Origin of the sequence: Paenibacillus sp. FSL R7-0163 (assembly GCF_037969975.1) — a bacterium.
Taxonomy (GTDB): Bacteria; Bacillota; Bacilli; order Paenibacillales; family Paenibacillaceae; genus Paenibacillus_AQ; species Paenibacillus_AQ odorifer.
In genome coordinates this window covers 791,956-807,713 of the sequence record NZ_CP150224.1, presented here as the reverse complement: position 1 = coordinate 807,713, position 15,758 = coordinate 791,956, and the positions used below count along the sequence as shown (strand labels likewise).

Below are 15,758 nucleotides of genomic sequence, written 5' to 3'. Positions count from 1 at the left end.
TCCACCCGCTTCAGGTACGCGGCAAGAGATTGCGGCTTCTTCCTTTGATTACTAATGGTTCGGTCTCGCCTTCTAGCTTTTTGGCTAATGCACAGGCTTCCATAGGACTCCCAGTCGGTAGTGCCGGGATACTTCTCCATACCCATGCCTTCTGTGATTGTCTCATTCTTAAACTCCCTGCCTTATGCGTGATATCTGCCTGCATTTAGTTTATCCAGCCCAAAGAAGCTCTATCCGCATAAAAAAAAGATGTCGAAAGTTAGCTCCGGCCAGAAGCAATCTTCGACATCCTCTATTTCGTTAGCTGCGGCTATCCAGAATGAGAGTAACTGGGCCCCAATTGGTCAGCGACACATCCATCATCGCTCCAAATATGCCCGTCTCCACCTGAAGACCTCCAGCTCTAAGCTCTTGATTAAAATAATCATAAAGACGCTCGGCCTCCGCAGGAGCTGCAGCTCCCATGAAATTCGGCCGTCTTCCCTTACGGCAATCTCCGTATAAAGTAAACTGGGACACTGAAAGAATAGCTCCGTTAGTATCCGTGACACTATAGTTCATTTTGCCAGCATCATCTTCAAAAATACGCAGTCCAGCTATTTTATCCGCCAAATATTTGGCATCCTTCTCCGTATCTTCATGGGTAACGCCGACAAGCAGCATCAGACCATTGCCAATCGCTCCGGTCACTGTCTCATCCACGGTTACTTTGGCGTCCTTGCAACGCTGTACTACAACTCTCATCGCACTACTTCGCTCCTTGCCTTATTGCATGATCCGATTCACTGTATATACATCTTTGACTCGTTTCACTTTATCTACAACGGATTGCAGATGCTCCGTATTACGAATAAGGATGGTCATATGAATCATTGCCATCTTATTCTTGTCAGAGCGCCCAGTGACCGCTGAAATGTTCGTTTTGCTCTCGGACACTGCCTGCAGTACTTCATTGAGCAGTCCATTGCGATCATGGCCTGTAATCTCAATATCCACACTGTAGTTTGCTTCCATCGTGCCTTCCCACTCCACTTCAATCACTCTAGCTGCTTCTTCTCCGTCACCTTCACCCGGAATGTTAGGACAATCCTGGCGGTGTACAGATACGCCCCGGCCCCGTGTAACATAACCTACAATGTCGTCACCCGGAACCGGGTTGCAACATCGTGCAAAACGAACAAGTAAGTTTTCAATTCCTTTTACACTAACACCATTGGTAGGTTGATTACGTCTCTCGCCGGAAGACTTGATCTCCTTCATCTCTGAAGTAAGCTCCAAGTGATTAGCAGCTTCTTCCTGCTCCTTGCGCAGCTTCTCCGTCAAGCGGGAGGCAATTTGCGAAGCGGTAATCCCACCAAAACCAACGGCAGACAACATATCCTCTACATCATTAAAGGCAAATTTTTTCGCAGCTTCCAATAGTTTTTCATCAGAAATCCACTCGGAAACTTCGACATTCAGGCGCTTCAGCTCACGTTCAATCGCTTCGCGACCTTTTTCGACATTTTCCTCACGTTTTTCTTTTTTGAACCATTGCTTAATTTTGCTTCTTGCGTGAGAGGATTGTGCAATTTTGAGCCAGTCACGGCTAGGTCCGTAAGAATGCTTAGACGTCAAAATCTCAACAATATCGCCCGTCTTCAGCTTGTGATCAAGCGGCACGATCCGCCCGTTCACCTTGGAACCAATTGTACGATTGCCCACTTCTGTATGAATACGGAACGCGAAGTCAAGAGGCACAGAACCGGCAGGAAGCTCGATAACCTCACCTTTAGGAGTAAATACAAACACGAGGTCTGAGAAAAAATCCATTTTCAGTGATTTTACGAACTCTTCGGCATCCTTAGCTTCATGCTGCAGCTCCAATATTTCGCGAAAGAAAGGCATCCGATTCTCCGGATTAGCATTATTACTGCTGCCTTCTTTGTATGCCCAGTGTGCGGCTATCCCGTATTCTGCCGTGCGGTGCATTTCCCAGGTGCGAATTTGCACCTCAGTAGGCTCTCCGCCTGGTCCTACCACAGTAGTATGCAGAGATTGATACATATTGGCTTTCGGCATAGCTATATAATCTTTAAAACGCCCCGGCATTGGCTTCCATAAGGTATGAATAATTCCAAGGGTTGCATAACAGTCCTTGATATTATCCACAATGATACGAATGGCCAGCAGGTCATAAATTTCATTAAACTGCTTGTTTTTTGTGCTCATTTTGTTATAAACACTGTAAATATGCTTCGGGCGGCCGGAAAGATCACCTTCAATGCCCATTTCATCCAGCTTGGCACGAATACGGCCAATTACGCTGTCGATAAATTGCTCACGCTCGGCCCGCTTCTTATGCACCAGATTAGCAATCCGGTAATACTGCTGCGGGTTCAAGTAACGAAGCGCAATATCCTCCATCTCCCACTTAATCGCGGAAATCCCCAGCCGGTCAGCTACAGGACAGAAAATCTCCAACGTCTCATAAGAAATACGGCGCTGGCTCTCTTCAGATTGGTATTTTAACGTTCGCATATTATGCAGACGGTCCGCCAGTTTAATGACAATAACCCGGATATCCTGAGCCATAGCAATAAACATTTTGCGGTAATTCTCGTTCTGCTGCTCTTCCTTTGAGCGAAAGCGAATGCGTTCCAGCTTCGTTAAGCCGTCAACAAGCATTGCGCAGGTATCGCCAAATTTAGCGCGGATTTGTTCCAGTGAGACCGTCGTATCTTCCACCACATCATGCAAAAGCGCTGCAACAATAGATATAACATCCATTTGCATATTGACGACAATATCTGCCACCGCCAGCGGATGCAGAATGTATGGCTCCCCCGACTTGCGGATCTGCCCGTGATGAGCCTGATCGGCAAATTCATAAGCTTCCCGGATGCGGAGAAGATCTTTATCTTTTATATAGGCGCCAGCCTTATCAATTAATCGCTCAATGCCCATTCTCGTCGTATCCGATTCCTTTCTATAATAAAATGAACCCGCAACTGTTCAAAAATCTGCAGGTTCCAATCATTTCATTTGTCCAAGCTTACTTACGCCCTTATTCAAAGTTGTCTATAATTATGAGGCTTAAGGAGGATTACGTCAACACTTGCCATCTCATGGGATTCCAGAAGTAAAAGTAATTAAATTCGGACAAATTAATAACACTTGTGAAAATGTTGTTGTAAAAAAGCCAAGTTCTATTTAATCTAGTAAAGGCGGATTTTCGCCGGACAACATAATATCAGATAAGAAAGAGGAGTGAACTCCATTGCAACGCGAAATTCAAGTTAACGAAAAACTTCCATGGGGCCCAGGCTTTCTATTAAGTCTCCAGCATTTGTTTGCCATGTTTGGCAGTACAGTGCTAGTGCCTAACTTGTTCGGGGTCGACCCTGGAATGATTTTGCTTATGAATGGTATCGGTACATTGCTGTACATTTGGATCTGTCGCGGTAAAATCCCTGCGTACCTTGGTTCCAGCTTTGCCTTTATTGCACCGGTATTATCAGTACTCAGTCGTTACCCAAATGATCACATGAAAGGATACTCGCTTGCTTTGGGTGCTTTTATCGTCACTGGTATTATATTCGTGCTCGTGGCATTGATCATTCGTTATGCAGGAACCAAATGGATTGATGTTGTTTTCCCTCCAGCAGTAATGGGAGCTATCGTAGCTACGATCGGACTTGAACTTGTACCTGTTGCCGCACGAATGGCAGGACTTATTGCTCCTGAAGGCGTTGCAGTTGCAGACTGGACGCCAGATGGCAAAACAATCGCACTTTCTATGGTGACGCTTGGTGTAACTGTAATTGGAGCTGTACTCTTCCGCGGTTTTCCAAAAATCATTCACATCCTTATTGGTATCGTCACTGGTTATGGTTTAGCATATATTTTGAAAATGGTGGATACCGCTGCTATCTCTAATGCAAAATTTTTAGCGCATCCTTCCATTGTTACTCCTTCATTTGATTGGAATGTAATATTCACTATTATCCCGGTATCATTAGTTGTTATCGTTGAGCATATTGGACATTTACTTGTAACAAGCAATATTGTCGGAAGAGACTTGGCAAAAGATCCTGGACTTGACCGCTCCCTGATGGGGAACGGGATATCTACAATTATCTCCGGTTTTATCGGTTCTACTCCAAATACAACCTACGGTGAAAATATCGGGGTTATGGCGTTGACTAAAGTATATTCGGTATATGTAATCGGCGGCGCAGCGGTGATCGCTATTCTGCTTTCATTCTCTGGTACTTTCTCCTCTGTTATCGCTAATATTCCAACCCCTGTAATGGGCGGTGTATCCCTGCTGCTGTTCGGTGTAATTGCGGCTTCCGGATTACGTATTTTCGTTGAGCAAAAAGTTGATTTTTCCAAAGCTACTAACATGATCATGGCTACGTTGGTACTCGTTGTCGGAATCAGTGGTACAACCCTTACCATGGGCAACGTTAAACTAAGTGGTATGGCGCTGGCTACAATTGTTGGTATCGTTCTGGCTCTGTTCTTCAAACTCATTGAAGTGCTCGGATTGTCTAATGAAGGCGGAGAAAGTGATAAAACTGCCCATTAATCGGTTATAAAAAATAGAATTTTAAAAAAGCTGCTCCAACGTCCATTTATGGACTTGGGCAGCTTTTTTTATTGACTCAGATACAAAACAGCAACTCTCCGCCAAAAGGCAGACAGCTGCTGTTATTATCTTACATTTTCCAATTAATGTTTAACTTCCACACTTTGCGTCTTTGCACTTTTCAGCATAATTCGAGAGCCGAATCCCCGTTTATTTCCCGGGAAAAGACAAACTTTACAAGATTAATCCTCGTAATTCACCAAGGAAAGAACTTCAACTCCAGAAAGCTTATTACGTCCAGCAAGCTCAACCAGCTCAATCAGAAAAGCAGCGCCTACCACTTTACCGCCAAGCTGTTCTACAAGGTTAACCGAAGTAGCAATGGTTCCACCAGTAGCCAATAAATCATCAGCGATCAATACTTTTTGACCAGGCTTGATAGCATCCGTGTGAACAGCAAGTGTGTCCTTGCCATACTCAAGATCATAACCTACCTCTATAGTCTCATATGGAAGCTTGCCGCTTTTACGAATCGGCACAAAACCTACTCCCATCGCATAAGCAAGAGGTGCTCCAACTACGAAGCCACGTGCTTCTGGTCCAGCGATAACGTCGATTTCCAAGTGCGCTACGAGAGCTTTCAACGCGTCAATCGCTTGGCGGTAAGCCTCCCCGTCTTTAAGCAATGTGGTGATATCTTTAAAACTAATACCTTCTTTAGGGAAATCAGGAATCACACGAATACTATCTTTAAAATCCAAATTTATCATCTCCTATAAGTTTTGTTAGCATAGCTGCTTTGATTCAGATCGACAAAACTTGCTTCGTAAGCATACGTTTTGTTATATTGAGCGTTGCATTTTTATACACCGTTGGGTACGCTCAGCAGCTCATATTTGCATGGATTATGATACGCCTAAACGACGCGATAACATCCAGTCCTGTAACTCTGACAGGCTGCCCTCCATGAAGTATTGCTCCATTTCCGCCATCTGTCCCAGTCGGACAAAATGACTCGATGCTGTCAGACTTTTAGCTACTGGCTGAGTAATAAACGCCACACTTCCCTGACTTCTTTTAATAAAATCAAGCTCCTCAAACACATCAAGCATGTTGTTAAGCATGCGGATACTTAACGAGGACTGGCGGCTTAACCGCAGCAAAACTTCGTTCTCAGGTGTTGCAACTGAGGTGATCGAAGCCAACAGTTTATATAGTATTTTGAAATGATCCCGTGTCGGAGTAATAAGTCGTTCTCGGCCATCCTTGATAGAATGCAATAACGCAATATTATCAGCATTAGGGAAGGTTTCGAGCAGCGCATCCAGTTGTTCAGGAGTCTCCGGCATATCCAGTAAGCATAACAGGGAGACATGCCCTGATTCCTGAAGGGGCTCATCCTTAACAGCAGCGCTAATGCCAGCTTCTTTATCATATACCCATAAAGACATTCCTATCAATTCACTTGCAGGCGAACTACGTCCGTTCTGAAACACTGCAGCAGCTCGATACGGACCCGCACCACTATAAGGAAGAAGTAGTTCTCTAATATGTGCGGCTTGCCGTACGGCGTCAGCAGCACCACGAAGATCGAATAACTGAGCATCCTGCACAGATAAATCCTGCAGCATCAGCTGTGATTTGCGTGAGCCATTCCATTCATTGATCGACAGCTCAGCTAACACGTTGATCGTAGTACCCGCCGGTAGCAGCCTGGATAAAGCGCCTTTACCAAACGCCAAGGCTTCAATGCTGTTTTTCCCCTGCTGCAATACAATCTTCAGGTGTTTTCCATCTTGACCCATTGTACGAGTCTCTTTCACGGTAGCCCCACGAATAATAAACTTCGGCAACGGATTAGACATTCCGAAAGGTGCAAGCCTTTCCAATTCTAACGCGGTCTGCAGTGATAAATCTGAGATTGACACCTCTGCATCAGCGGAAGCAACAGGAACGAAATGCTCTGGCGTTAACACCCCGGACGCATATTCATTTAATGCTGCAGCAAAGGCTTCTAATCCATCCCGATGCAGGCTCATTCCCGCAGCGGCTGGATGACCTCCAAAATGATCCATTAAATCAGAACAAGAAGAAAGTGCAGCGTAGATATCAAGTCCAGGTATGGAGCGAGCAGAACCTTTGCACATTCCGGTCTCTGGATGTATATCCAGAATGATCACTGGCCGATAATAACGCTCCAGCAGTTTGGAAGCCACTATACCTACCACACCTACATTCCAGCCATGATCAGCAAGAACAATGATGTCTGGGATTTCGCCCCCCTGTGTCATCTGCTCCAGCTTGGCAGTGGCCTCAACAACAATTCTTTCTACCACCAATTGGCGTTCTTTGTTAAGCAGGTCCAGCTCTCCAGCTAGCTGCTCTGCCTCAGCCGCATGCTCGGTAGTGAGGAGGGACACAGCCCGTCCAGCATGGTCCAGGCGACCACTGGCATTGATGCGCGGCGCCATGCCAAAAGCGATATTGACCGCACTCACAGTGCTCATGTTCACAGCGCTGACAGCGAGTAAGGCACGAATCCCCGGGAAACTTGAATGCCGCATACTTTCCAAGCCATTTCTAACAATCTCACGGTTTTCGCCAAGCAGCGGCATTAAATCCGCAACCGTTCCTATCGCTGCAATCTCTGCCCATTCTGTGGGAGTTTCTTCCCCTAGAATAGCCTGAGCAAGCTTATAAGCCACACCTACACCCGCTAATCCTTTGAACGGATAAGGGCAGTCTGGCAGCTTGGGATTAATAAGCGTATAGGCCTCTGGCAAAAGCTCAGGGGGTTCATGGTGATCCGTAACGATCACATCGATCCCCAGTTCATTAGCGTAAGCAACCTGATGATAAGCGCTAATGCCAGTATCTACTGTAATGATTAAGGAGACACCTTGCTGTAAAGCCCAATCCAGGGCATGATTATGCAGCCCATAACCCTCATTAGAGCGGTGTGGGATATAAATATCAAAGGAAGCGCCTAAATAGCGCAGCAGATGAATCATAAGTGCTGTGCTGGACACCCCGTCGGCATCATAATCGCCATAAATAAGAATATGTTCTTCATCTTTTAAAGCCTTTCTAATTCTAGGAACCGCTTCAGCCATTCCTTTAAGTAGGAACGGATCATGCTGTTCTTCCTCACTGCCATCCATGAAGCTTAGAGCTTCATGAGGCGTGTTCATTCCTCTATTTACTAATAGTGAGGATAAGAGTGGAGAAATAGAAAGGCTCCGGGCCATATCCCTAACTGTGTCGGGATTGGCTGCCGGAGATTGCCATCTTGTTTTTGAATAAAGCAATAGGACTCACCTTTCTCTCACCTTGCAAACTACTGAAGCAACGTAGGAATATCATTATCCGGCAATTCATAATTGCTTTTGTACGGATAGCCGGGATCATAAGGAACAACGTCCATATGCACCTCACCGACATGAACAAACCGGTGCTGCAGCAGCTTCCTAGCGCATTCCGAAATATCCTGTGCTTCCATCACCGTAATCCGCGGATTCACACTGATTTTCATTTGAAGATTCACATAATTCCCTTGCTCAAGTGCCTTCAGATGTTCTACGCGAATGACGCCATGAACACGTTGCACCGTTTCAATAAAATTAGCGGCTTCCTCCGAAGGAAGCTCCTGCGCATTTTTAGTGTTAATAGAGCTAGCAATGAGTGAATAACCTTTACGAAGAATTAAAACTCCGGTTAAGAGTGCGGCAATAGGATCCATATAAGATAGAGGATGCCAATAGGTGCCACCCATGGATAACGAAATTCCGACTAATACTGTGATAGATGTATATAAGCTGAAACGATGACTATTAACATATGCAGCGTGACTGCCATCACCTATTTTTTTAAAGTAGCGATATTGATATTGAAATACAGCTTCTTTAAAAACTATAGATACTAAGACGGTTACAAACGCCAGCTGTCCGTGTGTAGATGATTTTCCATCCGTTAAGTCGCGGATTGCAGAGAATGCGATCTGCAGTCCCCCCATAAGAATAAATACCGAAAAAAGTATAGCCAACAGCGGCTCCTTAGTGCCCCGCCGTTCTTCGATCCGTTGCTTACTCTTTCTCCCTTGCTCAGAGCGCCACGGAAGAATATCCGCCAGTTTGGCTGCTGCGTCTGCTCCGGAATACAAAGCATCCCCCATTAATGCCTTGCTCCCTGAAATATAGCCAAAACTCCCCTTAGCTACTGCCAAAGTAACATCGCTAATGATCCCTGTCCAAGCAACCGTCTCGCTTTGCGGTGATCGTTCTTTATTCATACGAGGCCCTCCTTACCAATAGCAAGTAATCTCATGATGATTCAATACACATGACATGACCCTAAAGATTTCGAAAGCCGCGTCGCATTTGACGCGGCTTTCTTAAACGTATAAGAAAAGTAGAACTTCGATGCTAATTTCTTCTAACCTTTATTCGGGCTGCTCTTCACTTTAACCTTCTCACGCTTTTTAAGCACTAACCAGAGTGGACTGGCAATAAAGATGGAAGAGTAAGCTCCGAAGAGCAAGCCGATTACCATCGCAAGCGAGAACATCTTAATCGACTCGCCTCCGAACAATAACAGGAAGAACGCCGCAATGAATACGGTAAATGCGGTATAGAGAGAACGCATAAGCGTTTGAGCCACACTTTTATTCACAAGGTGTTTCAAGTCTTCATAAGTTTTCTGTTTACCAAAACGTAAATTCTCACGGATACGGTCAAAAATAACGATCGTATCATTAATGGAATAACCGATAATCGTAAGCACCGCTACAATGAAAGTCAAATCCACTTCCAAACGGAAGATAGAGAAGAGCGCGACTACGATAAAGGCATCATGGAGCAAGGCCACAATCGATGCCACGGCGAAACGCCATTCAAAACGAATACTTACATAAATAATAATCCCCAGACAAGAAATCAGAACTGCATAAATAGCATTACGTGCCAATTCTTTAGCCATTTCAGTGTCCACGGTGTTAATCTCAAACGATGCTTTGTCATCCAGCTTAAGGATTTCAGCTTTTAGAGACTCATCTTGAGCCTCATCAAGAACTTCGTCATAGCGAATATTCACACGCTGATCACCAAACGAAATCGTTGGTTCATGATCGACATCGATTGCACTAGTTGCAGTCTTAACCTGATCCAAGTTCAAATTCTTGGATAGGGAGATGTCCACATTAGATCCAGCTTTGAAGTCAACGCTGTAATTCAGGCCAAATGTCGCCAGGAATATCAATCCTGCTACTGTCAATGCGATAGAGAAAATATAGAAATATTTACTCAAATGTACGAAATCAAGCTCTTTCTTAAAGCGCACGGATTTCACTCTCCTTAACACCGAAGCTCTTCGGTTTGTTCAGCTTACCCGCTTTGACAAGCTGGCTAAGCAACCAGTGGGAGAAATAAAGATTCGTGGCGATACTCAGCACGATTTCTACAATCAGCACCAATGCAAAGCCTTTGACCGCACCTGTACCGAAGGCAAACATAACTGCTGCCACAATAATAGTAGTCACATTGGAGTCCATTACTGTCCGGAAAGAGGATTTATTCCCCGCTTTAACGGAGGACAGTATACTTTTTCCACTGCGCATTTCTTCCCTTATCCGTTCGTTGGTAATGATATTGGCATCGACCGCCATACCTATACCCAGAATAAATGCGGCTATACCAGGCAGCGTCAAGGTGAAGTCTGCGAAGACGAAGACCGCAATTAGCGCCCATGTATGCAAGAGCAAGGCAAAACTAGCCAAAAGACCTGGCAAACGATACATTCCGATCATGAAAATAAGGATAATCACAGAAGCCAGCAGACCTGCTCGAATCGTTTGATCAAGCGATTGCTTACCCAGGGTAGCACCCACACTTTGGGAATATTTCTCCGTCAGCTTCAGTGGCAATGCACCTAGGTTAATAGTGTCTGCAAGTTCACGTGCTTCCTTAATTGTATAGTTACCCGAAATAGAAGCACTGCCATCGGTAAGTACTGCTTGTACCGTAGGGTCAGATAATTTGTTCTCATCCAAGTAAATTGCGAGATTCTTTCCTAAGAGACGTTTAGTAATCTCTGCAAATTTGTCCTTGTCCTTAATCTTGATGCTGATGATTGGCTGATTCAGGTTATCCCGTCCAACTTCTGCAGCACCTTCAACAAAATCACTACCTACCAGTTCGATTTTGCTGTAAGTTCCCTCAGCGTCACCTTCAGCAGCACTACGGAAAGTCAGAACTGCAGGTTCCTTCATTTTTTTACGAACCTCGGCTTCATCCGTTACGCCCGCAATTTTCAAACGGATACGGTCCGTACCTTCAGTAGTTACCTCTGGTTCACTTGTTCCGAGCGCATTCGCCCGTTTTTCTAAGCTTTCCGCTGTCTTCAGCAGAGAAGCTCGGGACAATGCTGCTCCCGCTTCCATAGGCTCAGCATGATACAAAATCTCAAATCCGCCTTTCAGGTCAAGACCAAGTCTAACCTTGTCCAGCAGTCCAGGAGTAGTAAATGCCATAACGCCTGTCAAAACGAGCACGGTAATAAAAAAGCCCATTAGTCTCTTCATGCTCTAGCTAGTTCCCCTTTCATTAACTCAATATTCCTATTATAGCTACACGCGAAATGACCGTCAATTCACAGCATTGATAGAGCTATACTCACACAAAGAAACGGCCGCCCCTGCTTAAATCAGCAAGACATCCGTTTTAATAGGAGATGTGGAGTTATTATTCTCTTACTTTACTGCTTTATCAGGCAGTTCGCAAAAAGAAATATGTGGTTTATTGTTCAGTTCAACCCCCGATAGGCCGCAATAGTCAAATAATTCATGTAACTATTGGCTTTCAAGGAATAAATGTCGTTTACCAGCTTATGTAGGGGAGGCAAGCCTTCCTTATCATAATTACGGCTGATGCAATCCCAAATATCCTTGCTGGTTACATACTCATAGCCGAGGAGCCGGAATTCTTCAGCTTTGCTGCGGCACATGGCTTCGATTTCTTCACTATGTTGATCATGATTCCACTGTTCCGATTCCACGTGTTGACACCTCCAAAGATCGCTCATGTTCGTATGCTCACCATAGATATTCGACTCTTGTTCTTCGCTTTCCTTCTTCCGTCACAAAAAGTTAAAGCTACTAAAACAAGGCATGCCGAGATAGGGGTATAGCATATCCATAAGAATAGACAAGTTCGCCAGCGTTTTATTTCATTTTGGGAAGAAGGCGTGACCTTTGAAGAAACAGAGCTTTATACAAGGAACTTTAATCTTGCTAGCCGCCGGCATCATTAATCGGATGCTTGGATTTATTCCCCGGATTGCTTTACCACGTATTATCGGAGCAGAAGGTGTGGGACTGTATCAGCTCGCATATCCTTTTTTTCTCGTGCTGGTTACTGTGATAACAGGCGGGATTCCACTGGCGATAGCCAAGATGGTAGCGGAAGCAGAAGGAGAGAATCGGCCAGAAAAATCACGGCTGATTTTACGTACTGGACTTGCCCTTAGTGTTGGACTTGCAATCTTCTTTACATTGGTTGCTATGATAAGCGCCTCATGGGTCTCTAATGTTATCTTAACAGACCATAGAGTTTATTATACGTTTATTGCCATGATCCCAATGATTGGGATCGTCGCCGTATCTGCAATCTACCGTGGTTATTTCCAAGGAAAGCAAAACATGATTCCATCGGCGCTCTCCTCCATCTTCGAATCTTTAGTTCGAATATTCTTTATGCTCTGGTTCTCCTGGTTGTTGCTTCCCAAGGGTATTGCTATGGCGGCGGCTGGAGCGATGTTAGGTGTGACGGTAGGAGAAATTGGCGGAATGTTAGCGATTCTGTGGCAATATTATGTCATTACTAAAAAAGATAAAAAGCAGACAAATCCGACTCCAGAGCAACCCGTTCTTGAGTCAGAGGTTATCCCATCTGATCCAGATGGTGTGAAAGCCAACATCCCCATATTACGGCGCTTATTAGGCATATCTATTCCCGTTACAGCAAGTCGGCTTGTGGGCTCTTTTTCATATCTGCTGGAATCTATTATTACAGTGCGCAGTCTCGCCTTGGCAGGTATAGCCACTTCTGCCGCTACAGCCCAGTACGGGTCTTTACAAGGGATGGTTATTCCCTTATTGCTGCTGCCCGGGGCACTGACCTCGTCACTTGCTGTATCTCTGGTTCCTTCCATATCAGAAGCTGCCGCAAGAAAGGACTTGCCTACCATTCACAAGCGTATGCATCAAGCGTTGCGGCTTGCGCTGGTAACAGGTGCCCCATTTGCTGTTCTTATGTATATCCTGGCGGTCCCGCTTTGCAATTTGTTATATGGCAACGCGGATACAGCCCCTATGCTGAAGCTTATGGCTCCGTTCGCCTTGTTCATCTATGTTCAAGCTCCCTTACAAGCTACGCTGCAAGCTATGGATCGACCGGGCAGGGCACTCATCAACACCTTGATTGGAGCAGTAGTCAAAATAATTCTGATTGTAATACTGGCATCCCAACCTGAATATGGAATTTACGGCGCTATCATAGCCATTATTGTGAACAGCATTTTGGTTACGTTACTACACGGATACAGTGTAGTCAGTCTCATATCATTATCTTTAAGAGTAACCGAAACCGTAAAAACCTTATGTGCAATGCTCATTATGGGAGCGGGCGTGCATTATGTATACACTTCCATTCCCATTGCAGATGTACAATGGATTCAATTTTTATTTGCCTCTGCGATAGGAATGGTCCTGTATTTTGGAATCAGTCTGTTAGCTGGCCTTATCTCACTGCGTGATTTGGACCGTCTGCCGTTTATCAAACGCAGGCTCTAAAAGGTTATCTGTTGTCCAAACGGTCGACATAAATTCTGCCCTTATGATCTATGGAGCATAGAAATACATCTTTGAAATCAGATACTCCCTTTTGGCGAATTTGAGTTCTTAGCCAAAATCTGGTTTTTCCAATCATCTCTAAATTCTGATCCTGCACCTTTCCATCCATAATCAGAGGGATTGGAAGTCCTTCATACCTGATCTTATTCTTCGGCAGTTCTATCTTACGGTTCTTGTTCCCTTTATTATCGTCACTCTTTTTATGCTCAGCAGCTGCACTGCTATTGCCTGATTGGTTAGAGGATGAACTCCCCTTCTCTTTCTCGAATACGGTTAGCTGTCCACTAGGCTCCAGGATCGCAAATTCCACGTCAGCAGGACTGGCGATGTTCTGTCCACGCAATTGCTGCAGCAGATCATCAATATTATATCTCTGCCTACGCATTTCGCCCCGGTGCAGCTTGCCTCCAGAAATGAGTATGCTCGGTTTGCCGTCCATTAAAAGTCTGAGCTTTCTGCTCTTAAGACTGAGTTGAGCCACAATTACCTGTATCAACACCAATGTTGCCATCGGAACGACTCCTTCATAGATCGGCCGATTGATATCCTCAAGCACAAAAACAGCAATCTCGGCAATCATGATGGAGATCGTTAAATCAAATACAGACAGCTTACCTATTTCCCTCTTCCCCATGATGCGCATACACAGGAATATGAAGAAATACATCAGCACGGTCAAGAAAATATGGGTAGAGATATGCTGGAACATATAGCTTCGCTCCCCTCCATTCTCACCCGCAGACTTGTTTCCTCGGGTGGATTAATGTAACCCTATTCTGACCGCTCTGTGCAGGGAACATTCGGAAGCCGGCATATTAATTAATGGTAAAAAGGCTGCAATGCCCTTTCTTGTACTATTGGGGCAAGCCATCCCATACAATGAATAATAACTATGTTGATTCTTTTTTCTCAAAAAAACTTTAGGAGGTTGTACCATGTATTTAATCCGGCGCATGTTCTCGTGGAGAATAGCCAATCCTGTGTTATCTGGCCTATGTCGATCATTCCTTTGGATGCTGATGGGTGCGTTTGTCCTCTCTCTTTTGTTATGGGGCAGCAGTCTGAAGGAGCAGGATCTCTCAATGTACACATACATTGTACACGGCATAGCTGCAGCATTCGGAGGACTAACCGCCGGTCGCAGAGCCACGAGCAAAGGCTGGTATCAAGGAAGTCTTACAGGAGCATTTTATGGGATTATCGTTCTGTTAATCGGTTTTTTGGCACTGGATAGCGCACCATCTGGCGTAGATCTGCTATGGGTTCTCGCAGCTGCAGCAATTGGCGCTCTCGGCGGAATGTTTGGCGTTAATTTACAAAAAAGCTAAAATTATAATTCCATTAAATTCGAAACATTCCTTGAAAATATGTTAAACTGTGATCATCTGACTTCATTAAGAGATCAAGGAGGCTTCGATTGCTTTGTTTTACCAATCAATGAACCATATTGTTTTGTACACAGTTGCATTAGTAGTGATATTAGTATGGATTGGCTCTAAACGTAATCCAATCATGGCATTGGTTGAAATTGGGAAAGAGATGCTGCGATCTTATAAGTTTTTGTTGCTGATTGCAGGAATGTTTGGCGTATTAGCCATAAATAAATATGAACTGCAAATTGAACAAAAAATGCATCTTACCTCTGATTATACGCCATTTATATTTGGCCTAGAGGGTCATTTTGTCCAAGCCGTTCAGGATATATTCTACAGTCCATGGTTAACACCGATTATCGTCTTTTTCTACATTTTCATGCTTCAATCCGTTCTAGCAGCTTCATTAGGGGTCTATCTGTTAGATAAAAACCGGGTGATGTTATACGCAACCTGTTATGCTATTATTATCAACTATGCCTTGGCGATTCCATTCTATCTTTACTTCCCGGTAAACGAGGTATGGTCCTATCTGCCGGCAGGCGTCAAATTTACTATGCTGGATGTATTTCCGAAATTCGAACAGGAATATAGACCGCTATCCGGTCTCAATAACTGCTTCCCGAGTCTACATACGTCCATATCTGTTACAATGGCACTTCTGGCCTTCCGTTCAGGGAACCGCCGCTGGATGGTCATCACTAGCATTTCTGCAGTTGTAATCGTCTTTGGAATCTTCTATCTGGGCATTCATTGGCTTACAGATATGATTGGTGGAACCTTGCTAGCTGTGCTAGCCTCTACAGTTGGCGTTCAACTCGCCAAATTAACTTTGCGGGGACGTGAAGAATCGCTTACCGTTCCGAGCCGCGTAACAAATGTACGTTAAAGTTAAACTGCTAAATCGTAA

14 protein-coding genes are annotated in these 15,758 nt (G+C 44.7%); 4 read left to right on the top strand and 10 right to left on the bottom strand.

Going from position 1 to position 15,758, the window contains the following annotated elements; genetic code table 11:
* Positions 1-10 precede the first annotated feature (10 nt).
* The 3 genes from NST45_RS03455 to NST45_RS03445 form a co-directional block, all read right to left on the bottom strand.
* The gene (locus NST45_RS03455; RefSeq protein WP_170914232.1) at positions 11-166 is read right to left on the bottom strand and encodes a hypothetical protein; all 156 of its coding nucleotides are present in this window, start codon (positions 164-166) and stop codon (positions 11-13) included.
* Between the two features lie 134 nt (positions 167-300).
* The gene (dtd, locus tag NST45_RS03450; protein WP_036677641.1) at positions 301-744 is read right to left on the bottom strand and encodes a D-aminoacyl-tRNA deacylase; all 444 of its coding nucleotides are present in this window, start codon (positions 742-744) and stop codon (positions 301-303) included.
* A 21-nt stretch (positions 745-765) separates the two neighbouring features.
* Positions 766-2,946 (bottom strand): bifunctional (p)ppGpp synthetase/guanosine-3',5'-bis(diphosphate) 3'-pyrophosphohydrolase, encoded by a 2,181-nt coding sequence (locus NST45_RS03445; protein WP_036677643.1) that lies wholly within the window; start codon positions 2,944-2,946, stop codon positions 766-768.
* A gap of 313 nt (positions 2,947-3,259) precedes the next feature.
* On the opposite strand from NST45_RS03445, the gene uraA reads away from it, so the two are divergent.
* Positions 3,260-4,573, top strand: coding sequence for a uracil permease (uraA, locus tag NST45_RS03440; RefSeq protein WP_036677645.1), 1,314 nt, complete (start codon positions 3,260-3,262; stop codon positions 4,571-4,573).
* 242 nt (positions 4,574-4,815) lie between these two features.
* Here the strand turns inward: uraA and NST45_RS03435 are convergent, their stop codons facing one another.
* From NST45_RS03435 to NST45_RS03410, 6 genes are all read right to left on the bottom strand, one after another.
* Positions 4,816-5,334, bottom strand: coding sequence for an adenine phosphoribosyltransferase (locus NST45_RS03435; RefSeq protein ID WP_036677647.1), 519 nt, complete (start codon positions 5,332-5,334; stop codon positions 4,816-4,818).
* A gap of 144 nt (positions 5,335-5,478) precedes the next feature.
* Positions 5,479-7,881: a single-stranded-DNA-specific exonuclease RecJ gene (recJ, locus tag NST45_RS03430; protein WP_339824927.1), complete on the bottom strand. Its 2,403-nt coding sequence runs from the start codon at positions 7,879-7,881 to the stop codon at positions 5,479-5,481.
* A 29-nt stretch (positions 7,882-7,910) separates the two neighbouring features.
* Positions 7,911-8,861, bottom strand: coding sequence for a cation diffusion facilitator family transporter (locus NST45_RS03425; RefSeq protein WP_339824924.1), 951 nt, complete (start codon positions 8,859-8,861; stop codon positions 7,911-7,913).
* Positions 8,862-9,004: 143 nt separating this feature from the next.
* Positions 9,005-9,907: a protein translocase subunit SecF gene (gene secF / locus NST45_RS03420; protein ID WP_051490986.1), complete on the bottom strand. Its 903-nt coding sequence runs from the start codon at positions 9,905-9,907 to the stop codon at positions 9,005-9,007.
* Positions 9,897-11,147 carry a protein translocase subunit SecD gene (gene secD / locus NST45_RS03415; RefSeq protein WP_036677653.1) on the bottom strand — a complete coding sequence of 417 codons (1,251 nt, stop codon included), beginning with the start codon at positions 11,145-11,147 and terminating at the stop codon, positions 9,897-9,899. The genes secF and secD overlap by 11 nt, the downstream gene beginning before the upstream one ends.
* Positions 11,148-11,368: 221 nt before the next feature.
* Positions 11,369-11,620 carry a post-transcriptional regulator gene (locus tag NST45_RS03410; RefSeq protein ID WP_036677655.1) on the bottom strand — a complete coding sequence of 84 codons (252 nt, stop codon included), beginning with the start codon at positions 11,618-11,620 and terminating at the stop codon, positions 11,369-11,371.
* Positions 11,621-11,816: 196 nt separating this feature from the next.
* Between NST45_RS03410 and spoVB the strand changes: the two genes are divergently transcribed.
* Positions 11,817-13,415 (top strand): stage V sporulation protein B, encoded by a 1,599-nt coding sequence (gene spoVB, locus NST45_RS03405; RefSeq protein WP_076141539.1) that lies wholly within the window; start codon positions 11,817-11,819, stop codon positions 13,413-13,415.
* Positions 13,416-13,419: 4 nt separating this feature from the next.
* Here spoVB and NST45_RS03400 read toward each other — a convergent pair whose 3' ends face one another.
* On the bottom strand, positions 13,420-14,184 hold the full coding sequence (locus NST45_RS03400) for a DUF421 domain-containing protein (RefSeq protein ID WP_036677658.1): 765 nt from the start codon (positions 14,182-14,184) through the stop codon (positions 13,420-13,422).
* Between the two features lie 226 nt (positions 14,185-14,410).
* Here NST45_RS03400 and NST45_RS03395 point away from each other — a divergent pair, with 226 nt between their 5' ends.
* Together NST45_RS03395 and NST45_RS03390 are read left to right on the top strand one after the other, a co-directional pair.
* The gene (locus NST45_RS03395; protein ID WP_036677660.1) at positions 14,411-14,803 is read left to right on the top strand and encodes a TIGR04086 family membrane protein; all 393 of its coding nucleotides are present in this window, start codon (positions 14,411-14,413) and stop codon (positions 14,801-14,803) included.
* A 94-nt stretch (positions 14,804-14,897) separates the two neighbouring features.
* Positions 14,898-15,737, top strand: a complete 840-nt coding sequence (locus NST45_RS03390) for a phosphatase PAP2 family protein (protein ID WP_254924631.1) — start codon at positions 14,898-14,900, stop codon at positions 15,735-15,737.
* Positions 15,738-15,758 lie beyond the last annotated feature (21 nt).